25 protein-coding genes and 1 tRNA gene are annotated in these 23,331 nt (G+C 45.7%); 12 read left to right on the forward strand and 14 right to left on the reverse strand.

The features are described 5' to 3' along the window. Positions 1-26: 26 nt before the first annotated feature. Positions 27-1,532, forward strand: coding sequence for a hypothetical protein (locus HTH_RS04690; RefSeq protein ID WP_012963574.1), 1,506 nt, complete (start codon positions 27-29; stop codon positions 1,530-1,532). A 12-nt stretch (positions 1,533-1,544) separates the two neighbouring features. Then, positions 1,545-3,698 carry a BadF/BadG/BcrA/BcrD ATPase family protein gene (locus tag HTH_RS04695; protein WP_012963575.1) on the forward strand — a complete coding sequence of 718 codons (2,154 nt, stop codon included), beginning with the start codon at positions 1,545-1,547 and terminating at the stop codon, positions 3,696-3,698. Here the strand turns inward: HTH_RS04695 and HTH_RS04700 are convergent. From HTH_RS04700 to HTH_RS04750, 12 genes are all read right to left on the reverse strand, one after another. Then, positions 3,685-4,899: an ABC transporter permease gene (locus tag HTH_RS04700; RefSeq protein WP_014462599.1), complete on the reverse strand. Its 1,215-nt coding sequence runs from the start codon at positions 4,897-4,899 to the stop codon at positions 3,685-3,687. The genes HTH_RS04695 and HTH_RS04700 overlap by 14 nt on opposite strands. Further along, entirely contained in the window at positions 4,896-5,567 is a 672-nt protein-coding gene (locus HTH_RS04705; protein ID WP_012963577.1) for an ABC transporter ATP-binding protein, read from the reverse strand. The genes HTH_RS04700 and HTH_RS04705 overlap by 4 nt, the downstream gene beginning before the upstream one ends. Further along, positions 5,567-6,790 (reverse strand): efflux RND transporter periplasmic adaptor subunit, encoded by a 1,224-nt coding sequence (locus HTH_RS04710; RefSeq protein ID WP_012963578.1) that lies wholly within the window; start codon positions 6,788-6,790, stop codon positions 5,567-5,569. The genes HTH_RS04705 and HTH_RS04710 overlap by 1 nt, the downstream gene beginning before the upstream one ends. A gap of 12 nt (positions 6,791-6,802) precedes the next feature. Continuing rightward, positions 6,803-7,327, reverse strand: a complete 525-nt coding sequence (gene lpxE / locus HTH_RS04715; RefSeq protein WP_012963579.1) for a lipid A 1-phosphatase LpxE — start codon at positions 7,325-7,327, stop codon at positions 6,803-6,805. After that, entirely contained in the window at positions 7,324-7,749 is a 426-nt protein-coding gene (locus tag HTH_RS04720; protein WP_012963580.1) for a hypothetical protein, read from the reverse strand. Before HTH_RS04720 ends, lpxE begins: the two co-directional genes overlap by 4 nt. An 80-nt stretch (positions 7,750-7,829) precedes the next feature. Further along, positions 7,830-9,194 (reverse strand): YchF/TatD family DNA exonuclease, encoded by a 1,365-nt coding sequence (locus HTH_RS04725; RefSeq protein WP_012963581.1) that lies wholly within the window; start codon positions 9,192-9,194, stop codon positions 7,830-7,832. A gap of 20 nt (positions 9,195-9,214) precedes the next feature. Next, complete coding sequence (locus HTH_RS09970; RefSeq protein WP_012963582.1) at positions 9,215-9,358, reverse strand: hypothetical protein; 144 nt, start codon at positions 9,356-9,358, stop codon at positions 9,215-9,217. Positions 9,359-9,400: 42 nt separating this feature from the next. Beyond that, entirely contained in the window at positions 9,401-11,017 is a 1,617-nt protein-coding gene (locus HTH_RS04730) for a cytochrome c oxidase subunit I (RefSeq protein ID WP_012963583.1), read from the reverse strand. After that, positions 11,017-11,760, reverse strand: coding sequence for a cytochrome c oxidase subunit II (gene coxB / locus HTH_RS04735; RefSeq protein WP_012963584.1), 744 nt, complete (start codon positions 11,758-11,760; stop codon positions 11,017-11,019). Before coxB ends, HTH_RS04730 begins: the two co-directional genes overlap by 1 nt. Before the next feature lie 2 nt (positions 11,761-11,762). Beyond that, positions 11,763-12,527 (reverse strand): SCO family protein, encoded by a 765-nt coding sequence (locus HTH_RS04740; protein ID WP_012963585.1) that lies wholly within the window; start codon positions 12,525-12,527, stop codon positions 11,763-11,765. Beyond that, positions 12,524-13,300: a cytochrome c oxidase subunit 3 gene (locus HTH_RS04745; RefSeq protein WP_012963586.1), complete on the reverse strand. Its 777-nt coding sequence runs from the start codon at positions 13,298-13,300 to the stop codon at positions 12,524-12,526. Before HTH_RS04745 ends, HTH_RS04740 begins: the two co-directional genes overlap by 4 nt. Positions 13,301-13,398: 98 nt before the next feature. Then, a complete protein-coding gene (locus HTH_RS04750) occupies positions 13,399-14,403 on the reverse strand; it encodes an OmpA family protein (RefSeq protein ID WP_012963587.1) in 1,005 nt (334 codons plus the stop codon). 49 nt (positions 14,404-14,452) lie between these two features. Here HTH_RS04750 and dtd point away from each other — a divergent pair, with 49 nt between their 5' ends. The 8 genes from dtd to HTH_RS04790 are packed head-to-tail and all read left to right on the forward strand — an operon-like array spanning position 14,453 to position 20,356. Then, complete coding sequence (gene dtd / locus HTH_RS04755) at positions 14,453-14,896, forward strand: D-aminoacyl-tRNA deacylase (RefSeq protein ID WP_012963588.1); 444 nt, start codon at positions 14,453-14,455, stop codon at positions 14,894-14,896. A gap of 1 nt (position 14,897) precedes the next feature. Beyond that, positions 14,898-15,455: a precorrin-2 dehydrogenase/sirohydrochlorin ferrochelatase family protein gene (locus HTH_RS04760; protein WP_012963589.1), complete on the forward strand. Its 558-nt coding sequence runs from the start codon at positions 14,898-14,900 to the stop codon at positions 15,453-15,455. A gap of 9 nt (positions 15,456-15,464) precedes the next feature. After that, complete coding sequence (cysM, locus tag HTH_RS04765) at positions 15,465-16,409, forward strand: cysteine synthase B (protein WP_012963590.1); 945 nt, start codon at positions 15,465-15,467, stop codon at positions 16,407-16,409. Positions 16,410-16,433: 24 nt separating this feature from the next. Then, entirely contained in the window at positions 16,434-17,861 is a 1,428-nt protein-coding gene (gltA, locus tag HTH_RS04770; protein WP_012963591.1) for an NADPH-dependent glutamate synthase, read from the forward strand. Next, a complete protein-coding gene (locus HTH_RS04775; protein ID WP_012963592.1) occupies positions 17,858-18,286 on the forward strand; it encodes a DUF4878 domain-containing protein in 429 nt (142 codons plus the stop codon). The genes gltA and HTH_RS04775 overlap by 4 nt, the downstream gene beginning before the upstream one ends. After that, entirely contained in the window at positions 18,253-19,233 is a 981-nt protein-coding gene (locus tag HTH_RS04780; protein WP_232500402.1) for a glycosyltransferase family 9 protein, read from the forward strand. Before HTH_RS04775 ends, HTH_RS04780 begins: the two co-directional genes overlap by 34 nt. Beyond that, positions 19,233-20,096 carry a 16S rRNA (cytosine(1402)-N(4))-methyltransferase RsmH gene (gene rsmH / locus HTH_RS04785; protein WP_012963594.1) on the forward strand — a complete coding sequence of 288 codons (864 nt, stop codon included), beginning with the start codon at positions 19,233-19,235 and terminating at the stop codon, positions 20,094-20,096. The genes HTH_RS04780 and rsmH overlap by 1 nt, the downstream gene beginning before the upstream one ends. Then, a complete protein-coding gene (locus HTH_RS04790) occupies positions 20,093-20,356 on the forward strand; it encodes a hypothetical protein (RefSeq protein WP_012963595.1) in 264 nt (87 codons plus the stop codon). The genes rsmH and HTH_RS04790 overlap by 4 nt, the downstream gene beginning before the upstream one ends. On the opposite strand, the gene HTH_RS04795 is transcribed toward HTH_RS04790, so the two are convergent. Together HTH_RS04795 and tyrS are read right to left on the reverse strand one after the other, a co-directional pair. Further along, positions 20,292-21,491: a F0F1 ATP synthase subunit gamma gene (locus tag HTH_RS04795; RefSeq protein ID WP_012963596.1), complete on the reverse strand. Its 1,200-nt coding sequence runs from the start codon at positions 21,489-21,491 to the stop codon at positions 20,292-20,294. The genes HTH_RS04790 and HTH_RS04795 overlap by 65 nt on opposite strands. Beyond that, on the reverse strand, positions 21,488-22,669 hold the full coding sequence (gene tyrS / locus HTH_RS04800) for a tyrosine--tRNA ligase (RefSeq protein ID WP_012963597.1): 1,182 nt from the start codon (positions 22,667-22,669) through the stop codon (positions 21,488-21,490). Before tyrS ends, HTH_RS04795 begins: the two co-directional genes overlap by 4 nt. A 25-nt stretch (positions 22,670-22,694) precedes the next feature. Between tyrS and HTH_RS04805 the strand changes: the two genes are divergently transcribed. After that, positions 22,695-22,779 (forward strand) — tRNA-Leu (locus tag HTH_RS04805). An 11-nt stretch (positions 22,780-22,790) separates the two neighbouring features. Next, on the forward strand, positions 22,791-23,324 hold the full coding sequence (gene dcd / locus HTH_RS04810; RefSeq protein WP_012963598.1) for a dCTP deaminase: 534 nt from the start codon (positions 22,791-22,793) through the stop codon (positions 23,322-23,324). Positions 23,325-23,331: the final 7 nt, after the last annotated feature.

The raw sequence follows: 23,331 nt of genomic DNA on the forward strand, positions 1-23,331 counted from the left end.
TAAAAGCCTTTTGAGGAGGGTAAATCATGGAGGTGCTTGATTATAGAGCATACAGACCCAGAGCTTTTACAAAAGAGGAGAGGTCTAAGACAACCATCCTCTTTGGGGGACTCACCTGGAAGCACGAAAGGCTCATACAAGCCTCTCTTGAAAACATGGGATACAGAGCAAAGCCCCTGCCGGAGATAAGGAGGGTGGACCTGGACATGGGTAAAGAGTTTATAGATGTGGGTGCCTGCTGTCCTACCACCTTTACCGCAGGAAACCTTGCCAGAGCGCTCATGCAGATAGAAAAGAGTGAAGGAAGGGAACGGCTCAAGGATAACTATGTGTTTGTTACCATAGGAGCCTGTGGACCATGCAGGTTTGGTCAGTATCATGAGTCTTACGAGCGCGTGCTTGAGGGATTAAACCTCAGAGATTTTAGGCTGTTTCTTCTTGACCTTCTTCAGATGGAGCAGTCGGTGGAGGGTGGAGGTCTTGAAATAAGCATGCCTCTGACCTTAGGACTCGTTTATGCCATGTTCATAGGAGATCTCCTTACTGACATGGAGTACGCAACAAGACCCTACGAGGTTGAAAAGGGGAAAACAGATAGAGTACTGAGAGATAGCGTAGAGCTCATTTACGAAAAGCTAAGGAAAAGACCCATAAGAGGTAAAAAGCTTGGTTCTCTGCTGTGGCATTTAACTACTGACTACTTTACAAAGGCTTTGAAAGAAGTTAAAGAGCTGTGGGATGAGATAGAGGTTGACAGACTTAGAGTGAAACCTACAGTGAAGATAACAGGTGAGTTCTGGCTTCAGACTCACGAAGGAGAGGGCAATTACAACATAAAGAGATGGTTGGAGCAGGAAGGCGCACAGGTGGTGCCTCCCCCCGTAGCTGTATGGATGGATTACCTTATAAACATGGAGCTGTTTAAATTGGAAGACAAGAGAGAATTTGTCAAAATGTACCCTCTGAAGAAAGCCATCATCTCTCTATTTGCCTGGCTTTACAGATACACCTACAACAGACTCAGAAATGCTCTTAACGACATTCCAAACCCTCTCCCAGACCAGAGAGCTTTAAAGGAACTTGCCAGACCTTACTTTTATTACAGACTCACCGGCGGTGAAGGACATATGCTCATAGGTAAGGCTCTTTATGCTTACAGAAACAAACATGCTCACATGATATGCGAGCTCTCACCTTACGGATGCCTTCCCAATACCATGTCCGTAGGTGCCATGGCAAAGGTGCTGGGGGATTATCCGGACCTGCTTTACGCTCCCATTGAGATAAAGGGTGATGCTGAAGTTCACGCTCTTTCAAGGTGTCAGATGATACTGACCGAGGCGAAAAGGAGGGCAAAGGAGGAGTTTGAAGAAGTGCTACAGAGGACAAAACTGAAAATTGAAGACATAAAAGAGTTTGAAGCTAAAAAACCCGAGATAAGAAGGGCTACTTACAGGATACCCCACTACGGATACGCAGGAACATCTGCCAACTATGTTATGCATGTAGCAAAGCTTATGGGAAGGGTTTGAGAGGCTAGTGCCATGCTGTTGGGTATAGACATAGGGAGCACCACATGCAAGTATGTACTTGCGGATGATAGTGGCAAAATAATAGATAAAGCTTACGAAAGGCACAACACCAGGCAGGCGGAGAAGGTACTGGAGTTTCTTATAAAGCTTGAGGAATTATACGGGCTCAGAGCTGGAAGAGACAGGGTTTATCTAACAGGTTCGGGCGCAGGGCAGATAACCAAACTCATAGGCGGTAAGTTTATCCAGGAGGTGGTTGCTGTAAGCGTTGCAGTTGAAAGGCTCCATCCGCGCGTGAGGTTCGTAAGCGAAATAGGAGGGGAGGACATGAAGACCATCTTCATAAAGGAGGAGGGGGGAAAGAAAAGCAGGCAGGTGTATATGCAGAATGTGTGCGCAGGTGGTACTGGTACCTTCATAGAGAAGTCTGCAAGGAAGCTGGGAATTGACCAGCAAAAACTCTCCAGTATGGGATACAGAGGCTACACACTACACAGGATAAGCTCCAAGTGCGGTATATTTGCGGAAGCGGATGTCAACTCTTTGGTAAAGGCGGGGGTTCCAGTGGAGGAGATCATTGCCTCCCTGTTTGAGGCTGTGGTCTATCAGAACCTGTCCCAGCTCACAAAGGGAAACACACCCCTCCCCGAGGTGCTTCTCCTGGGAGGTCCAAACCTGTTTTTCAGAGGTCTTCAAGAGGCATGGAGGCACCACCTTAAAGAGCTCTGGAAAGTCAGAGGTGTAGGAGACTTTTCTGAAGAGGAGATGCAGAAGCTGGTTTATGTGCCGGAAAACTCCCTCTTTTATGCCAGTCTTGGGTGTATATACACCGCTATGGAAGAGGAGGAGGGAGGTGTTTATCAAGGAAGGGAGAAGTTAGAGTGGTGGGTAAAGGAAGGACAGTACGAGGAAAAGCTCAAAGAGGGCAAGAGAGGACTTGTAAGCTCGGAGGAGGAGCTTGAGGCTTTTATGAGGAAGTACTCGCATAGCGTAGGCAAAAGGATACAACCCAAAAAAGTGCCGGAGGTGATAGTAGGCTGTGATTTTGGTTCCACAACGGCAAAAGCGGTTTGCATAACTCCCGAGAAGGAGCTGGTCTTTTCCTGCTACACCATGAGCAAAGGAAACCCAATAGAGGATGCAAAGGAGATATTCAGGCAGATAAAGGAGTATCTTGGCAGTGGGAAAGTCCTTAGTCTTGGAATCACGGGCTATGGTAAGGACCTGCTTAAAGATATCCTCGGAGCGGATGTTGCTATAGTGGAAACAGTTGCTCATGCTACCGCAGGACTGCATTTTTTCCCCGATGCGGACTGTATATGCGATGTGGGTGGAGTAGATGTAAAGATCATGATACTCAGACAAGGCTCTGTGGTAGACTTTAGATTAAACTCCCAGTGCTCTTCGGGAAACGGCGCCTTTCTGCAGGGAGTGGCGGAGAGGTTTAACATACCACTTAGCCAGATAGCGGAAAGAGCCTTCTTGGCAAAGGCTATACCTAACTTCACCATGGGCTGTGGAGTCTTCTTACAGAGCGATATAGTAAACCAGCAAAGAAAAGGCTGGCAGGCGGAGGAGATACTGGCGGGTCTGTGCTATGTTCTACCTCTAAATGTCTGGATATACGCAGGAAACATAAACAACCTGGCGCAGGTGGGTAGGAAGTTCATACTTCAGGGTGGGACGCACAGAAACCTTGCGGTGGTAAAGGCTCAGGTGGACTTTATAAAGTCCAGGGTCCCCGATGCGGAAGTTTATGTACACCCATACTCCGGTGAAGCTGGAGCTATAGGCGCAGCGCTGGTAGCTCTGGAACACTGGCGGAAGACTAAAAGCACAAGGTTCAGAGGTTTTCAAACCGTAGAGAATCTGGAGTATGTGGCTACCACATCAAAGGACACTGTTTGCCACTGGTGTCCCGTGAACTGTCAGAGGACCTTTATAGATGTTAAACTGCAGGAAGGCGAGGGAAGACCCTGGAGTAAAGTACCCCTTCCAAAAGGCTGGGTGAGGCTCATCGTAAACAACTCCTGCCCGAAGGGTCTTGTGGAGGATGAGAAGGAGCTAAGAGTTATAAAAGAGAGGATGGAAAAGGTGAAAAGCTCTTTTCCCAACATATCCGATTTTGTGAGAAAGGAAGCTTTCAGGAGGCTCACTCGTACCTAAGAGCATCCACAGGGTTTAGCTTTGAAGCCTTGTAAGCGGGATAAAAGCCAAAGATAACACCCACCAGAAAGGAAAAGCTGAAAGCTACGAGTATGTGAAAGGGTGATATGACAACAGCCCAACCAAAAGCCCTGGAAATGGAATAAGATGCTATGACTCCCACAGCTATACCTACCATGCCTCCCAGAGTGGAGAGTATAAGCGCCTCCAAAAGGAACTGTCCCCTTATGTCCCAGACTCTGGCACCTACAGCCATCCTTATGCCTATCTCTCTGGTTCTTTCTGCTACAGAGACCAGCATGATGTTCATGATGCCTATACCACCCACCAGAAGGGATACGCATGCCACTGAAAGAAGGAGCAGAGACATAACCCTGGCAGACTCCTGCTGAACTTGCAAAAACTGTGATAGGTTTCTTACGGTAAAGTCCTCCTGTCTGTGCCTCTGAAGTATGGTTTGCTTTACCTCTTTTTCTGCATCCTCTATGCTGTTAGGTCCTAGAGCCTGCACCATCATCCTGTCTATCTGACCCGGAAAGGCTGTGCCAAAGAGAAACCTCTGAGCGGAGGATATGGGGACTATGACCGTATCGTCCTGGTCCTGACCCATGGGTGATTGCCCCTTCCTCTCAAGCACGCCTATTACCATGAAAGGCATGCCCTTTATCCTTATAACCTTCCCCACCGGGTCATCCCCCACAAAGAGGTTTTCCACCACCGTCTGTCCCAGCACCGCCACCTTAGAGGCGCTTCTCACATCCTCCTCACCAAAGACCCTTCCCGATACCACCTTCCAGTCTCTTATCTCAAAGTAGTCCTGCGTGGTTCCCACCACACCCGTTGACCAGTTCATACTACCATAGACCAACTGGGCTACACCGGCCTTTATGGGTGCCACGCGCAGAACGCTGGGACACTCCCTCACAACAGCCTGAGCATCTGTCAGAGAAAGGGTAGGCTGTGTTCCCAAACCCATCCTGACACCTCCAGCAGTGGTGCTTCCTGGTAAGACTATCAGCAGATTACTACCTATGCTGGCTATCTGCTCCTGAATCTTCCTGCTGGCACCCTCTCCCACCGAAAGCATGGCAATAACCGCGGACACTCCGATGACTATGCCAAGAGTGGTCAAAAAAGACCTTAACTTATTTGCCCTGAAGCTTCTTATGGACATCCAAAAAAGGTCGTAAATGCCCATCATTCCACCAGAAGGCCGTCCTTTATCCTTACAACCCTTTTGCAGTAAGATGCTACCGCAGGTTCGTGCGTGACAACTATCAGTGTTGTCCCTAACCTTTCGTTGAGGGACAGGAGCAGATCCATTATCATGTTGCCCGTTGCAGTGTCCAGGCTTCCTGTCGGTTCGTCCGCAAGGATTATGGGGGGATTGTTGGCTATGGCTCTGGCTATGGCAACCCTCTGTTGCTGTCCTCCCGAAAGCTGGCTGGGATAGTGGTAAATTCTGTCCCCAAGCCCAACCATCTTTAAAAGCTCCACAGCCCTTTTTTTCCTCTCCCTTCTCCCAACACCCGCGTATATCATGGGAAGCTCCACATTTTCAAGAGCGGTAAGGCGTGGTATGAGATTAAAACTCTGGAAAACAAAGCCCACCTTTGTATTCCTAACACGCGCTATCTGGTCCGTGCTCATGTTTTTGATAGATACACCGTCCAGTATGTATTCTCCCTCCGTAGGCACATCAAGACAGCCTATGATGTTCATGAGGGTGGACTTTCCAGAGCCAGATGGTCCCATGATAGCCAGCACTTCCCCCCTTTCTACACTCATGCTTATACCCTTAAGCACATGCACCTCTACATGGTCCAGCCTGTATGTTTTCTTAACTTCTCTTAGCTCTATAAGAGCCATCAGAAGAACCTCGGCGATGCAGGCTTTTTCCTCTCTTCTCCCAAACCTACTATAACCTTATCCCCTTCCTTCAGGTCTCCTGCAACAACCTCCGTGTAAGTGCCATCGCTTATGCCGGTCTTTACAGGAACTCTGACGGGTCTGTTGTCCCTTAGCACCCATACACCCGCTCCCTGCTGTTTCTCTCCCCTCAACCTTACCCTGAGTGCCACATTGGGAACTCTAAGAACACCAGTCTTCTTAGCTACCAGAAAGGACACATTGGCAGTCATGCCCGGTTTTAAAAGCATGTGGCTGTTATCCACAGGGATTATAACCGTGTAAGTTATCACATTCTGAATGTTTACGGGTGAAAGTCTTACCTGAGATACCCTACCCCTAAAGACTCTGCCAGGGTATGCATCCACAGTGAATTCCACCTCCTGTCCCTCTTTTATCTTACCAATATCCGCCTCAGAAACCGTTGCCTCCACCTGCATCTTGGAAAGGTCCTTGGCTATCAAAAACAGGGTGGGTGTTTGAAAGCTTGCTGCCACAGTCTGCCCTACTTCCACATTTTTTGTAATAACAATACCGTCAACCGGGGAAACTATCTTGGTGTATCTCAGGTTAGTTTCCGCAATGCTCATGTTAGCCAGAGCTTGCTTTAGCTGGTTTTCTGCAGACTTTATAGCTAAACGCTGAGCCTCTATCTGAGCCTTTATTGCTTCCACATTTGCTAAAGCGCTCTTGTAGCTCTGCTGTGCCACATCCATATCGCTCTCGGACAGCAAACTCTTCTCATACAGATACTTGGCTCTCTGAAGGTCCCTCCTTGCCTTTTCCAAAACCGCCTGCGCCCCTTCTAAGTTTGCCTCCAGAACCTGCATGGTCCTTCTCTCCTTTTCAAGATTTGCCTTTGCAGTTTCTACAGAAGCCCTGCCCTGCTGGAGCTGTGCCAGAAATAAGGATGGGTCTATCTCCGCAAGCACCTGACCTTTTCTGACCCGCGAGTTATAGTCCGCGTATATAGCCACAATTTTGCCCGAGACCTGAGAACCCACTATCACCGTAGCTACAGGATTTATAGTCCCCGTTGCGGAAACCTTTGAAACTATATCACCGCGCGAGACCCTCTCTATCTTAAACTCACTCTCTGCATCCTTGGTCCTGTGTGTATAAAACCACAGAAAAGCGCCCAAGGAGGAAGGCAGTATGAAGGCAAGAAGTATAACCCTACTCATACTACACTTATATTACCACCAGCCAATTAACTTAGAATGAACGAGCCTCTCACAGAGTTTGTAGGAAAGCGCACCTATGGTGGCACCGGCAATAACATCAAGGGGAAAGTGTGCGCCTATGTAAATCCTGCCGTAAGCTATCAAAAAAGCGTAAGCCCACAAAAGCACCCTAACAAGAGGCGGGGACACTGGAAAGAAGAAAGAGGCAATAAGAAAAGCCATAGCAGTATCCCCTGATGGGAAAGATCTGTGATACAGAGGCTCAAGGAGATAAACATCTGTGAGCATGCTGGCAGGTCTTGGTGCATCAAAGCCAAACTTCAGAAGGTGTACAGTGGCACTCTCTACCGCCACAGAGAGCAGGAAAAGTTTCCACCTTCTGTTTTTTGAAACTATCAGAATAAAAGCTATGGGAATTAGCACATAGCCCTTCCCAAGCAGGTAAAAGTAGCCAAAGAAAGTATCCAGAATAGAGCTTCTTGCGTGGTTGATAAGGTAAAAAAGCTCCACATTCAAGGGGAAGTTTTCTATGTTCATACGTACTTGTATATTATCCTTCCCCTTTCCACGTTCTCAGGTATCAAGGTTATCTTTTCATCACTCATAAAGGATACAAAACCCTCTATGAGACCTGCAAAAAAGTATATAACGGGAGATTCTATGAGGTTTCCGTTGGTTATGGCATCCGTAAATATGTCCTCTTCTATCCTTACTTCCGAGTCTGCTCTCTCTATCTTCTTGGCAAAGCCCAGGTCCTCAAGTATTATGCATGCCCTCCTAAGCGCCTCTTCTTTTGGAAGCACCTCCGGAAAGCGTCCTATAAGACTCTCCAAGAGTTTTGGACCGGATTGCCTTCCTGCATCTCTAAGAACCGCCTTTGCACCTTTATCCCCTATTAAGCTCTTGACACCTTCCGCCATGTTAACTATGGCAAGCAGAAGTATATCGGAGTCTACCATTGCACCCTCCACCTTCCAATTTTACCACCTTAACACGCTTTAACTATAAAAACTTTTTATCCAAGTATAAGCAGGCTTTATCAACCTACCACCTCGTAAGGTCTGAACCTGAACTTGGCACCCAGCAACTCGGCCAGCTCTTTAGTCTTCTCTATGTCAACACCTTGGTAATCCACGGCGGTAGCTATAACTTCAAAGCCTTCTTTTAAAGCAGTTTTTATGAACTCCATAACCTTTTTGAAAGCCTCTTGCTGAGCCGGTCTGCAAACTCTGTTGTAGGTTTCCTCGTCCTGTGCGTTCAGGCTAACAGACCACACATCCACAAGACCTTTAAGTTCTTTGATCTTTTCTCTGGGAAGGAAGGTAAACATGAGACCGTTGGTATCAACGCGTACCTTTCCTCCTTTACTCTTTACATATCTGGCTATCTCTTTGAGAGCTGAAAGCCTGAGCGTAGGCTCTCCGTATCCGCAAAAAACTACTTCTTCGTATTTTGTAGGGTCTCCTATCTCCCTTATGACCTCCTCTACGCTTGGGTCTCTTGTTGTCCACACCCAGTAGCCCTTTATCATAAAGTTCCTCTCCCTCTCCCTCTGACAGAAGGCGCAGTGGAGGTTGCACTTGTTGGTGAGGTTAATGTAGAGTTTGTTGTTTATCACATAGGTTATAGTGTCCTTTTTCCCGTTGTTTCCTATGTTGAAAAGTAGCTTGGCATTTTCTGAGGTCATACGGTCTATATCCTCAAGCGAGGAGTTAGGGATAAGACCTGCCATTACCTTTGCTGTGTACCATACATTTAAAGGCTTGTTGGGTTTTCCCCTCACTGGCTCAGGAGCCAAAAAAGGACTGTCCGTTTCTAAAAGTATTCTCGTTGTGGGCGTTTTTTTGACCACTTCTCTGAGAGCGTCTGCGTTTTTATAAGTTATGATGCCCGAGTAGGATATGTAAAAGCCAAGGTCCACGCACTTTTTCATAAACTCGTAGCTTCCGGTAAAGCAGTGCATGACGCCACCCACCTCGTAAGCTCTCTCCTCCCTGAGTATTTCAAGAGTTTTTGCTTCCGCATCTCTGCTGTGTATAACCAGCGGTAGCCCCAGCTCTCTGGCTATGCTTATCTGCTTTCTGAATATATCCTCCTGCTTCTTTCTGTCAGAATAGTCCTTATAAAAATCAAGCCCCATTTCACCAAGAGCCTTCACCTTAGGGTGCTTTTGTGCCAAGTCTTTGAGCCAGAGGAGGTCCCCGTCTTTTACCTTGTCAGCCTCGTGGGGATGGAAACCTATGGCGCAGTATACACGCTCCTGCTCCTGGGATAGCTTTATGGCATTTTCAATGGTTTTACTGTCATAACCTACAGTAATAAAGTACTCAAGAGAGCTATCTTTTAAACTATCTTCTAAGTCCTCCTTTTTTAGAAGGTCAAGGTGGCAGTGGGTGTCTATCATAGCTTATAAAATATACGCCTTTATCTGCTCAGATGGTATTGCTTTCTGAACTCTTCCCACTTTTTCTCCCTTGCCTCCTTTGAGGAGAAGGCAAGCACGCCCAAGAGGTATGATACAGCTATCACAAATAGGAAGAATAAAAGCAGAAAAGCGTTTTTACTCATAACTCCTCCTTTTTTTTAAAGGGGGGCAAAGCCCCCATTACTTCATGTATGTTGAGGTTTGTGATGAGCGTAATCGTAAGGGTCCCAGCCGGCAGGCAGTTCTGGTATACGGTCAAAGTTGTGGGGAGGTGGAGGAGAGGGTATCTGCCACTCTAAGGAGTTGGAACCCCAGGGGTTTGAACCCGCTTCCTTACCTTTTACAGCGGAGACTATCCAGTTTATAAGGCTCAAAAGGATTCCTACTGCCAGTATAAAGGCTCCTACTGTTTGTATGTGCTGGAGCTGTATGAATTCAGGTATAGGTGGGTAGTCTGCGTACCTTCTTGGCATACCCTCAAGTCCTATGATGAACTGGAAGAAGTAAAAGAGGTTAGAGCCTATCATAATTATCCAGAAGCTTAGCTTTCCGAGTTTTTCGTTGTACATCTTACCCGTTAATTTAGGAAACCAGTAGTATATACCGCTGAAAGCTCCAAGAGTTGTAGCCATGCCAAGAACATAGTGGAAGTGCGCCACTACAAACTGCGAATCCTGCGCGTTTATGTCAAAGGCAGGAAGTGCCAGGGGAATACCCGTCAGACCACCTATGAGGAACATGAATATACCACCGAGGGTAAAGAGCATGGGAGTGGTGTACCTTATAGAGCCTTTGTATAGAGTTGCCACCCAGTTGAATATCTTTATGCCTGTTGGCACACCTATAAGAACAGTGGTGTAAGAGAAGATGATCCTCACCCAGTCAGGTATGCCAGAGGTAAAAAGGTGATGCACCCAAACCATGAAGCCAAGAAGAGCAATAGCCCATATGGCAAAGACCATGGTGATCTGTCCAAAGATGAGCTTTCTTGAAAAAGTGGCTATGACCTCAGAGAACACACCAAAGGCTGGAAGGATCATGACATAAACCGCCGGATGGGAGTAAAACCAGAACACATTCTCGTATATGAGAGGGTCACCCCCTAAGTTAGGATTGAAGAAGTTAGTACCGAGGTACTTATCAAGGAACAGCATGGTAACAGCACCCGCAAAGGAAGGCACACCTAAAAGCTGTATGACATTGGCAGCCATTATTCCGTGTAATATGAGATTCATATTTTTGAGCGTTACTCCTGGTGCCCTCATTCTCAGCGTGGTGGTTATGAAGTTTACAGCGCCCATGATGGAGGATGCGCCTACAAGGTGTACTATAAAGACATATAAGGCTGTAGTGCCAGCGTCATCGTTCAGTGAGAAGGGAGGGTATCCTGTCCACATCATTCTTATGTGATTGGAAGGCACAAGTGTTAAAAGCACCAGCACACTTGCTGCAAAGAAGGTCCACCAGCTCAGAGCGTTAAGTCTTGGAAAAGCCACATCCCTTGCTCCTATCATTAGAGGAATGAGGAAGTTGGCAAAGGCACTCCACACACCTATCGCCCACCAGAGAAGCATTACAACACCGTGCGCTGTAAGCAGGTAGTTGTATGTTTCAGCTGACATAAACTGAAGGCCCGGCTCCCAGAGCTCCAGCCTTATACCCAGAGCCATAAGACCCGCGACCAGAAAGAAAAGCAATGTGGTCACGCCGTAAAAAACCGCTATCTTCTTGTGGTCCGTTGTAAATATCCATTCCCTGATACCTGCACTGTACCAGGGTCTGTGAACGCCTATGGCTGCCATCACTGCACCTCCTTTGAGTTGCTTGCTAACTCAAGTTTAGACTGGCTTACACCAGCCTTTACCCATTTATCAAAATCTTCCTGCGGAACGACTTTTATAATAGCCACCATGTGTGAGTGCTGTGTCCCACAGTACTCCCTGCAGAAAGCCCAGTACTCACCGGGTTTGTTTATCTGAAACCACAGGTGGGTTATCCTTCCTGGCACTGCATCCTCCATCACCTTGGCGGGACGCACATAAAAGGAATGTATGACATCTCTGGATGTGAGTAATACCTTGATAGGCTTACCGGCGGGGAGGACTATCTTCTGCTCCTCCGGTATTTTATAATCAGAGCTAAAGAAGGCAAAGACCTTTTTCCCATTAGGGTAGTCAACTTCCCATCCCCACATAAAGCCGGTGACCTTTATCTCCATAGCACCAGGTGGCGCATTCCTCTGCTGTTTGTAAAATACAAAACTCTGAGTTGCCAGGTAGATGACTATAAGTAGTGGTATTACAGTCCATGTCACCTCAAGAGCGTTGTTGCCCTCAATAGGCACTCCATCTTCGTTCTTTCCTGGCTTGTACCTGTACTTTATCATAAAGTAGAGCATGGGTATGGCAACAACGAGATAGATCACCACAGCTATAAACAGCCATATGCCGTATATCCTATCCCACAGGTTGGCAGGATAGGCAATAGGTTCTGCGTTAGCTATACCAAGCAACGCAAGAATAAACAAAGGGTACAGAGCTCTCATTTTTATACCTCCTGAGCTTTCTTATAGGTTAATGTCAGCAGGGCTGTTATACCCAGCAGACCAAAGCCCATCATTGCAAAGATAACAAGGGGGTCTATAGTGTACCTGCTTCTGGAAGGGTCATACCTGTAGCAGGCAAGCAGAGCAAGGTCTACTATGTTGTTAATGCTTGGCTTTTCCCTCTGCGCATCAATGAGGGCAAGATTAACATCTTTGGTTTTAGGGAATGTTCCAAACAAATACCTCATAACCTTGGCGTCGGGGGAGAGAAATATAAGGGTGTTGGGATGCACAAAGGTTTTGTCTCTTTCCGAGAAGAAGAACTTAAATCCTACGCTCTGCGTTATGTCTTTTATGTCTTCCTCCTGAAGTATGCCAAAGGTCCAGTTATCAGGCACATTCCCCAGCTTTTTCTTAAAGGCTTTCAGAGTGTCTATGTTATCCCTTTTATCAAAAGAGAGAACAACCACATTAAACTTTTTCCCGTCTAAGTCCTTCACCGCTTTAAGAAGGTTTTCGGTAAGTATGGGACAGGATGCATCGCATGTGTAGTAAGCAAGCTGAAGTATTGTAGGCCTGTTGTCTATCACCTTGTAAAGGCTTGTCCATCCTCTGTCAGTAAGCATGGTGTAGTCTTTTAGCTTCTTGCCCAGATAAAGGTCCTGATTTATCTCAAGCACGGAGGGGTCAAAGTAGGCATCTCTGGGAAGATTACCGTAAGGATATGCCAAGTGGACCAGAAGCAAAATAAAGAGGAGCCTCTTCACACAAGACCTCCTATGATGTAAGCACTGCTGGCAACTAAGAGCCACATAAGGTCCACAAAGTGCCAGTATATGCTGACTGCCTTAAACATGGTGGTCCTGTGAGAGGTCATCCTGCCCGACAGAAGTAGCCACAGCACATACAGCTGGGACACAAGACCTACCAGCACGTGAGAGGTGTGTATGCCTGTGAGAGCATAAAAACCAGTGCCGTACATGTTGGAGCTGAGAGTGAATCCTTCGTGCCAGAGATGCTGCCATTCGTTGAAGTGAATGACTACAAAGGCGGAGCCTAAAATGAGCGTTGCCAGGAGCCACAGAATGGATGCCCCTCTTTTGCCTGATTCTGCAGACTTTTCGGACACCAGAATGGTGAAGCTGGAAGCCCAGAGTATGAGGGTCAGTATAGCAGGTATGACGAAGTTCATTTTTGGTACCCAGCTGTGCCATATGTCCGCATGAGCTATTCTCGCAGTCCAGAAGGCGGCAAACATGGTGCCAAAGATGATCACTTCAGTGGCTATGAAAAGCGTTATGGCAAGGCTACCAAAGCCCTCTTCATGACCTTTTTTGAAAAACTCGTCAGCCCAGCCTATGAGCCCAAAAACCATGAGCAGTAAGGAGAATCCACCCAGCACAAGTCCCAGCATCTGCTGGTGCCAGGCAAAGTAAGCTGTTAAGGATATGGGGAGAAGTAAAATACCCAGACCCACAGGCAGGGGCCAGAAGCTGGTTTCGTGTGCTCCAAGGTGATGGTGCACCTCGTGTTGTGCCATGAGTTTTTACCTCCGTTGATTTTTTTGAAGTATATCACTGCTTATCTTCGTTGGCAATTAAAAATACTTATTATGTGTATAAGCCTATCTTATGGTATTTACTGAGAAGAAAGTCTCAAAATAATGAAGTCCGCCCTTCTGTTGGTGAACCTGCCGATAGCCGTTTCGTTGCTTGCGATGTACCTTTCTTTCCCAAAGCCTACTGTATCTATTCTACTCTCTTCTATGCCGTGCTTTACAAGATAGTCCTTTACAGCTTTTGCTCTCTTCATGGCAAGTTTGTCGTTGTATGCTTTGGTACCTATGTTGTCAGTGTAGCCCTCAATTCTCACTCTCACATTGGGATTTTCCTTTAAGGTTTTGACCACTTCGTTAAGCAAGGGTATATATTCCCTCTTTATGCTGTATTTGTCAAAATCAAAGTGGATTCTTGCGCTGACCATGAGGGGTTCTTCCTGAGGCATTTTTTTCTCTACTTTTTCCTCTTGCTCCTTTGGCTCTTCCTTTAGCGCTACTGGCAGTTCAACCTTTCCCGTATAGCACTCTAATTTGCTCTCTATAGCGGAATCAAGCTTCTCTTTGGCCAGTAAGCTGTTGTTTACCGCATCGTTGTATAACTTGAGAAGTACCATCTGGTTTATTTGTTCTTTACTCGCTTCGTATACAAGGGCATCGTAAGCCACTTCCGCTTTTGCAAGCTCCTTAGGTGCACAGCTTTCCCCTTTGTTCTCTCTCAAATACATGAGCCTTTCATTAACTTCTGCTATACTAAGACCTGTGAGCTTCTCAAACTCCTGATGGCTTAAAAGGTTTAAGGAATCTAATCCCTTTAGCCCTCCCAAAGCTTTTGACGCAGAGTTCATACTCTTTATGGCAAACATCTTGGAACCTATACCGTCTTGCTCTGAAGCCAAAAACATGGATACATCGCTGTAGGCTCTTGCCTTTTCAAAGTGGTAAATATCCTTTTCTTCCGCACCCGACTTGTAGGCTACCTCCACGACTCTGAGAGTCTCGTTTATGCCGTCCATAATGTTAAAGTTATACTGCTGAGCGTAGGCTATGGTAAGACCAAGCAGGTAAGCCATGAGAGTCTTTCTCATCTTTCCTCCTCCTTTTGTGTTAATTATAATTTTAAAACTGTTTGCTTGCATGAGGGCTATTTTGCAAAGGGTGAAGGCTTCTTGGGTTTTGGTAGACGGTGTTGAAGTGGGAAGGATAGGTATGGGGGTAAATGTGCTTTTGGGTATAGGAAAGGGTGATAATGAGGAAGATGCCAAAAAGCTGGCTGACAAGATTCTGAACCTTAGAATATTTGAGGACGAAAGGGGAAAGTTTCAGCACTCCCTTCTTGATATAAAGGGTTCTGCACTGATAATTCCACAGTTTACCCTTTATGCAAGTATAAAGAAAGGTAGAAGACCGAGTTTTGAGCAGGCGGAAGAGCCTGTCAGAGCTGAGAAGCTATACAATTACTTTGTGGAAGTTATGTCTCAAAAAGTGCCGGTAAGCACCGGCAGGTTTGGTGCTAATATGGAGGTGCACATAGTAAACTGGGGACCCGTCACCGTTTTTTTGGACAGCAAGGAGCTTTGATATGCCTCACTTTCCTGCTTTTATAAATCTTGAGGGTAAGAAGGTAGTGGTGGTAGGGGGTGGTGTTGTAGCAGAAAGAAAAATAGAAAAACTGCTTCCTTTTAAGCCTTCCATAAAAGTAATTTCACCGGCATTTACAGCAGGCATAGAGAAGCTGAGAAGAGAAGGGAGAGTCTCCATCGTAAAGAGAAAGTTTATGCTACCTGACATAAGAGATGCCTTTATGGTAATCGTAGCTGTTGATAATATAAAGTTGCAGAAGAGGATTTATGAATACTGCAAAAAGAGACGCATCCTTTGCAATGCGGTTGACAGTCCTGACTTTTGTACCTTCATATTTCCTGCGCTGGTAATAAGGGGTGATATAGTCATAGGCATATCCACATCCGGCAAAGTTCCGGCTCTCTCCAGAAGCTTGAGGGAGTATGTGCAAAAAGCACTTCCGGAGAATCTTGAGCAAGTAAAGGAGAAATTGGAAACGATGAGAAGAAATATTCCCAAGGGTGAGGAAAGACAACGTTTGATGGTAAAGCTTTCTCGGAGGTTTCTTAATTTATAATGTTTCCAAATGTGGGTTTTGGGTCAGCATGATGAGCCTTACAGAAAGCACAGAAGCTCCATCCTAAACCTTGTGGGAAACACGCCTTTGGTGAGAATAAAAAAGCTAATACCCAAAGATATATCACCTAAGGTAGAGGTATATGCAAAGCTTGAAAGTTTTAATCCGGGTGGTTCTGTTAAAGACAGACCTGCTTTGAGTATGTTTCTTTCCGCTATGCAGGAAGGACTTTTGAAGGAGGGTAAAGTGGTTATAGATGCCACATCTGGAAATACTGGTATAGCTCTTGCCATGGTGGGAGCTTCTCTTGGAGTGTCAGTAGAGCTTGCCATGCCAGCCAATGTGAGCGAGGAAAGAAAGAGGATCATAAAAGCCTATGGAGCGAAGGTTTATCTTACAGACCCTCTGGAAGGTACAGATGGTGCCATACTGTTTGTTAGGGAGAGGGTTTCAAAAGAGCCGGAAAAGTATGTTTACTTGGACCAGTACAACAACCCTGCCAACTGGAAAGCTCACTTTTACTCCACAGGCATAGAGATATGGCATCAGACGGGCGGGCGTATTACTCACCTGGTGGCAGGTATTGGCACGGGTGGGACTATTATGGGAACAGGTAGGAGGCTCAAAATATACAATCCAGAAATTCAGGTGATAGGAGTGCAACCAGCTTATCCCTTTCACGGTATAGAGGGACTAAAGCACATAGAGAGCTCTATAAAGCCAGGCATATTTGATGAAACCTTTCTGGACAGAACCATGTTTGTGGAGACTGAGCAAGCTTACGAAATGACAAAGAGACTGGCTCTTGAGGAAGCCATCTTTGCAGGTCAATCTTCTGGTGCAGCTCTCTACGCAGCGCTTGAGTTGGCTAAAGAGTTGGAAGAGGGTGTTATAGTAGTTATCTTTCCCGACGGAGGTGAAAAGTATCTTAGCACAGCTCCATTTAAGGAATAAATATATTAAAATACAGTTAAGGAAATGAGTAAGCGCATAAGGTACACAGACAGAAACCCAGAACCCATGCTCCCACCTGAGGAGAGAAGTAAAACCTTCAGAGAGTATGCGCTCGGTTTTTCCGTAAGCATGGCTCTTGACGAAGCCAAAAGGTGCCTGCTCTGTAAGGATGCGGACAAAAGATGCATAAAGGGGTGTCCAGTAAATGTAGATATACCTGGTTTTATCAAAAAGATAACGGAAGGGGACCTGGTGGGTGCCTACAAAAAGATTATAGAAACAGACCTTTTCCCTTCCATATGCGGAAGGGTTTGTCCTCAGGAGAGGCAGTGTGAAGGCTCTTGCATCCTTTACTATGACACGGTAAGAGGCAGGAAAAACAAGGGACTGCCTGTCAGCATAGGCGCTCTTGAGAAGTTTGTGGGCGATTTTATACGCATATCAGGTATTCAGATAGAGGAGCAAATAAAAGCTCCTACAGGGAAAAAGGTGGCTATAGTGGGTGCGGGTCCTGCGGGTCTTTCTTGTGCCTATGACCTTTTAAAAGCCGGACACAAGGTGCACATATACGAGGCTCTTCAAAAAGCTGGGGGAGTGATGGTTTACGGTATTCCTCACGCAAGACTTGACAGAGAGCTCATTGATTGGGAGATAAACAGACTGAAAAAGATGGGTGCTAAGTTTTTCTTCGGGTATGTGGTGGGGAGAACGGTAAGCCTTAGGGAGCTGCTGGCAAATTATGATGCAGTGTTTTTGGGTGTTGGTGCAGGGAGGGGAAGCCTTGGTATAAAAGGTGATCATCTGATGGGTGTTTACTCTGCCATAGAGGTGCTTATGCGTATAAACCTCATGCAGGCTAGGGACTTTCCACAGTCTCCAACTCCTGTAAACTTGGGCAGAAGAACCGCCATAGTAGGTGGTGGCTTTACTGCGGTGGATTGTGCCATCAGCGCTTTGCGCCTGGGTGTTGAGACTCATGTGGTTTACAGAAGAACAAGAGAGACATCCTCCGCAAGGGATGAAGAGTGGGACCACATAAAGGAAGAGGGTGCAATACTGCACTGGCTTACACAGCCTGTAGAGGTAATCGGTGATGAGAGTGGCAAAGTAATAGGTCTTAAATGCATAAAGATGCAGCTGGGAGAGCCTGACGAGAGTGGAAGACCCAAACCCGTACCCATTCCCAATTCGGAGCACATCATAGAGTGTGACTCGGTCATATTCGCCATAGGTCAAAAGCCAAATCCTATAGCCTACCAAGATCTTCCTGAGCTAGAACTGACCAAGTGGGGAACTGTCAAAGTGGACGAAAACTTCAGAACCAATGTGCCCGGTCTTTTTGCAGGCGGGGATGTGGTAAATGGTGGAGACACAGTGGTAAGAGCCATATCCCACGGTAGAAAGGCTGCAAAGGTGATAGATGAATACCTTCTGAAGGAGGTAAAAGTATGAAAAGAGTAGCCGTCGGCTTAGCCGCTCTGTTGCTTGCCTTTTTTGTGGTAAGGTCCTGTAGTGGAGGACCAGAAGATGAGGCAAGAGCTACAGTCAAAGACTTTATATCTGCCATAAGAGATAAGGAGGGACAAGAAGCAGTCAAGCTACTCTATCCGCCTTTTAGAGACGCCCTTGTGCAGGATGTAAAAATCCCAGTGCAACTTACCGAGATGAAGCCTTCTGAGCTTCTTGCATGCATATTGTCAAGCATGGGAGAAAACATAAAAAAGGTCAAGTACCTTGACACAAGAAAGCTGGATGATAAGCATGTGGAGGTGCTGGTCAAAGTTATTGACAGGCAGGGAGTGGAAAAACTATTTAGCTTCATACTCATAAAGGATGAAAAAAGGTGGAAGATAGCCAGCATGGCTCCGGTCAGATGAAGATTCTCATCTGGCAGACGGCTTACCTGGGTGATGTGGTGCTGATCACGCCTCTGATAAGAACTCTAAGGAAGTGCCTGGTTGAAGCAAAAGTAAGTTTTGTAGGAAGACCATTTATAACACAGTTGCTGAAAGGTTATGACATAAATTTATATCCCTTTAGCAAAGGACTCTGGGAATCCTTTGAGATGGCTGAGAAAATATCCGATTACCATGTGGCTGTTTCTCCTCATGTGTCTGCAAGGTCTGCTCTCATTCTTTTCTTTTCTGGCATACCTTTGCGCATAGGTTTTGACAGGTCAGAACTCTCTTGGCTATATACCCACAGAGTTAAGCACCAGTGGAACAAGCACGAAATTGAGAGGAATTTGGAACTCTTAAAACCTCTGGGCATCAAAGAAAACGAATGGATAAGAGAAACAAAGCTGTTTGTTGATGAGCAAGAGATAAACTCCCTACGCGAAAAGTTTAACCTACCAGAAGATTACATAGTCCTATCTCCCTTTTCCAACTTTCCCCTAAAAGAGTGGTACCTGCAGGGCTGGATGGAGGTAGCTTCTGGCCTTAATATCAGCAAGGTGCTGATAGGTACAGAAAAGGATGCAAAGAAGGCAGAAGAGATAGAAAGAAAAGCAGAAGTTATAAACCTCGTTGGCAAAACTTCTCTGAGAGAGCTGATGGCTGTCATAGCTGGTGCTAAACTGGTTATCTCCGTGGACTCCTCACCTATGCACATAGCCAACGCTCTGGGAATTCCAGCCGTATGCATATACACATCCACATCCCCTTCCTATGGCTTCTATCCGAGGATAGGTACTTACCTTGTTCCTTCTCTTGAATGCTCTCCCTGCTCTCCCAACCCTAAAAAGTGCAAAAGTGGGCATTACGCTTGCCTTAGAGCTGTAAAGTCTGAGGAGGTGCTAAAAGAGGCATTAAAATTCTTCTGATGCACATTCCTGTACTTTTAAAAGAAAGCGTAGACCTTCTTGTCTGGAGGACAGGAGGTGTATATGTGGATGCTACAGTAGGCTTGGGTGGACATACCAAAGGGATACTTGAGAGAGACCCCCGTGCCTTCGTGATTGGCATAGACAGAGACCCTCATGCGCTAAAACTTGCTGAAGAGAACTTAAAAGATTTTGAGGGAAGGTTTTGCCTCTACCAGGCAAACTTTAGGTATCTGGACGAAGTTTTAAAACAGGAGGGGATAAAGGAAGTGGACGGCTTTCTCTTTGATTTGGGGGTTTCTATGCTTCAGCTAAAAAGCCCAAGAGGTTTTTCCTTTCAGAGGGATGAGCCCTTAGACATGAGGATGAACCCAGAGGACAAAAAGACAGCTTATCAGGTGATAAACACATACAGCGAGAGAGACCTTGTAAGAATACTCAAGGAATATGGTGAAGAACCCAATGCCAGCAGAATAGCCAGAGCCATAGTTATGCACAGGACAAAAAAACCCATAGAAACAACTGGAGAGCTTGTAAGTATTATCACCTCCTTAATTCCATACAGGCGTGGGAGGGTGCATCCTGCCACCAGAATTTTTCAGGCTATAAGGATAGAGGTTAATGAAGAGCTCATCTCTCTTGAGGAAGCGCTTGAAAAGACGCCCAGGTTTTTAAAGAAAGGTGGTAGGCTGGTAGTCATTTCCTTTCACTCTCTTGAGGATAGGATAGTCAAAAACTTTTTTAAAAGACACACCGACATATTTAAGTTATTGACAAAAAAGCCCATCAGACCTACCCTTCAAGAGATGAAGAAAAACCCTGCCAGCAGGAGCGCCAAACTAAGAGCGGGGGAAAGGATATGAAGTATATATTAGTATCCCTATTGCTTATAGCTTTGAACCTCATTTACTCCGCATATGCCTTAAAAACTTCTAAGGAGTATGCCAAGAAGCTGGCAGAGTTAAGAAATCAAACGGAAAGACAGCTCAAGCTCCGCGCCGAGATAGACAGAAGGATCAATTACTCAACAGCTAAGGCATACGCCAAAGAGGATGCTTTTATACCCATAGATTGGAGTAAGGTAAGGATCTTAAAAGACGAGTCAAAAAGCTCTCCAAAGTAAGGTCGTACATGGAGCTTCTTGAAAGGACCCTCCATCCAGACATATCCCTTCTTATCACTTTTTTAAAATGGAACCTTCTACCGAGGCGCCCAAGAATCATATCAACAGCTTCCTCTGTAAAATCTTTACTAACCTCAAGTGTGTAAGATTCATCTTGCATATCCTTAAAGAGCCTTTCCTTCATTGATATGTAAATGTTTATGAGATCCAACAGCTCATTGTTTATCCTTTCCTGCCTGAGCTTATTTCTCTCAAAGCTAAGCTGAGACACTTTCTTATCTATAGCTCTTATGATCTCCCTAGTTTTGATAAACCTTGCGGATAACTCAGCCGAAAAGTGCTCCAGAAAGATCTGCCTAAGGAGAAAGTAAAGATAGAGCCTCAGAAGCTCCATCAGGATAAATTCCTCGTCTCCTTCAAAGTTCATGATGCTTTTCTCACTGTAAGAGCCTTCCAGTGCGGGGGGTATAAACTTTACTATCTGAGGCTTGTAAGATGCAACAGTTCCTACCGCAACAGGTAAGGTGGGTGTGGCTCTCTTAAAGAGTTCGTAAAATATCTCACCTACCTGTGCTTCCTCCTTTTTCACTTCTCTTTCTGCTTTCTCTTCACGCATCGCTTGTCTAAGTATTGGTCTGTTGAGAGCAACATACACAGCGTCGTAATGTCCAGCCATGTAATCCCTTACAATGCTGTAAAAGATCTCCTGAGCTTTCCCCCAATCTATGTCTTTTCCAAATACTCCTGTGTATGTTTCCGTTTTTTCCATATTTTTAAACTGCTGAGCTCCCCTTCTACCCACTATAACCACCTTCTTTACCTCAAGGGGTGGATGCTTCAAAAAATCGGATACTGTCCTTATTAATACCTCGTTAAATCTACCTACAAACCCTCTATCTGTACTCAGAAGAATAAGGCACAGACTCTTCTCTTTGCGTTTTAGAAACAGATCGCCCCTGTGGAGGTAGATGAGCATCTCCAACACCTCTCTAAGTCTGAGAAAGTATCTATGTTGAGCACTCAGCTGTGCATAGTATCTTCTGTATCTATTTATGGAGATAAGATTCATGGCGTTTATGTACTTTTTGACAGAATAAAGGTGATTTATTTTGTTATCTATGTCCTTTAATCTCATGAATAAGGTACTATCCTGTAGAAGCGCTTTTTGCCCACCTGAAGCTTTAGCTCCTCTTTTATCTCTATCTCTTGGTTTTCATCCTCTATCTTTTGGAAGTTTATTTTCAAACCACCACCTTGAATGACTCGCCTCGCAGAGTTTTTAGAGGATTCTATGCCAAGCTCATAAAGAAGCTCGTAAGCTTTTCTTTTTAGACCCCTCTCCACCTTTATAACGGGTGCATCTTCCGGAAACTCTCTCTTAGAAAAAGTCCTTTCAAAGTTATCAAGAGCTCTATCCGCCTCTTCTTTGGAGTGGTACCGAGAGACTATGTAATGAGCCAGCCTCTTTTTTGCTTCCATGGGGTGGAGTTCTTTAATTCTCTCTATCTCTTCCTGCGTGTAGTCAGTCAAAAGCGTGTAGTATTCCCACATAAGCTGGTCAGATATGGACATGGTCTTGCCAAACATGGTGTAGGGGTCTTCTGTCAAGCCTATGTAGTTTCCGTAAGACTTGGACATTTTTCTAACGCCGTCGAGTCCCACCAGCAGCGGCAGAGTTATGCATACCTGAGGTTCTAAACCAGCTTCTCTTTGCAGGTCTCTTCCCACTAAAAGATTGAACTTCTGGTCTGTACCCCCCAGCTCTACATCGGCTTTTAGAAAAACTGAGTCGTAGCCCTGAAGCAGCGGGTATAAAAACTCGTGTATGTATATGGGTATGCCCTCTTTGAACCTTTTTGAAAAGTCATCCCTTTCTAACATCCTTGCCACCGTGTACTTTCCTGCCAGCTTTATCACGCCCTCAGTTCCAAGTGTGGAAAGCCAAGTGCTGTTAAACACTATGTTGGTCTTTTCTGGGTCAAGCACCTTAAAAACTTGATGCTCGTAGGTTTTTGCATTTTCTATCACCTGCTCTCTTGTTAAGGGTGGTCTTGTCTCAAGCCTTCCTGTGGGGTCTCCTATCATGGCGGTAAAGTCTCCTATCACAAAGTAAACTTCGTGTCCCAGCTGCTGAAAAGTTCTCATCTTTTGGAGGAGGACTGTGTGTCCCAGATGAAGGTCAGGAGCTGTGGGGTCAAAGCCAGCCTTTACCTTGAGGGGTCTTCCTTCCTTGAGCTTCCTTAAAAGCTCTTCCTCCTCTATTATCTCTACCGTACCTTTTTTTATGAGTTTAAGCTGTTCCTCTGGAGTCATGGTAGATTATAATTTTAACCTTGTTGGGGGTGTGGCGGAACTGGCAGACGCAGGGGACTTAAAATCCCCTGGGGTAACTCCCCGTGAGGGTTCGACTCCCTCCACCCCCATGCAAAGAACTATGATACTGAGTGATGGCACCATAAAGAAGCTGATACTGAAAGGTAAGCTTGTAGTAGAGCCTTATGATGAAAGCCATGTGCAAGCCTCTTCCATAGACCTAACACTGGGAGGCGAACTGCTTTTTTACAAGACTGATTGCATAGATGTCAAAAGCGAAACTATACCTGTTGAGAAAGTGGTAATTCCTCAAGAGGGCTTTCTCATAGAACCCAAGGCTTTTGTTCTTGCTACAACCAGTGAGTACATAAAGCTTCCTGAGGATATAACCGCCTTTGTAGAAGGCAGGTCTTCTCTTGGAAGATTGGGACTCTTTATTGAAAACGCAGGCTGGGTGGATGCTGGATTTGAAGGTCAGATAACCCTTGAGCTTTACAACGCCAACTCATGCCCCATAAGATTGTATAGAGGCATGAGGATATGTCAGATAGTTTTGGCAAAACTTGACAGAAAAGCTCAGAACCCATACAGAGGCAAGTATCACAGGCAAGTGGGAGCAACTCCTTCTAAGATATTTCTTGACTTTAAGTTATAATTTATCG

It is taken from the genome of Hydrogenobacter thermophilus TK-6 (genome assembly GCF_000010785.1).
Taxonomy (GTDB): domain Bacteria; phylum Aquificota; class Aquificia; order Aquificales; family Aquificaceae; genus Hydrogenobacter; species Hydrogenobacter thermophilus.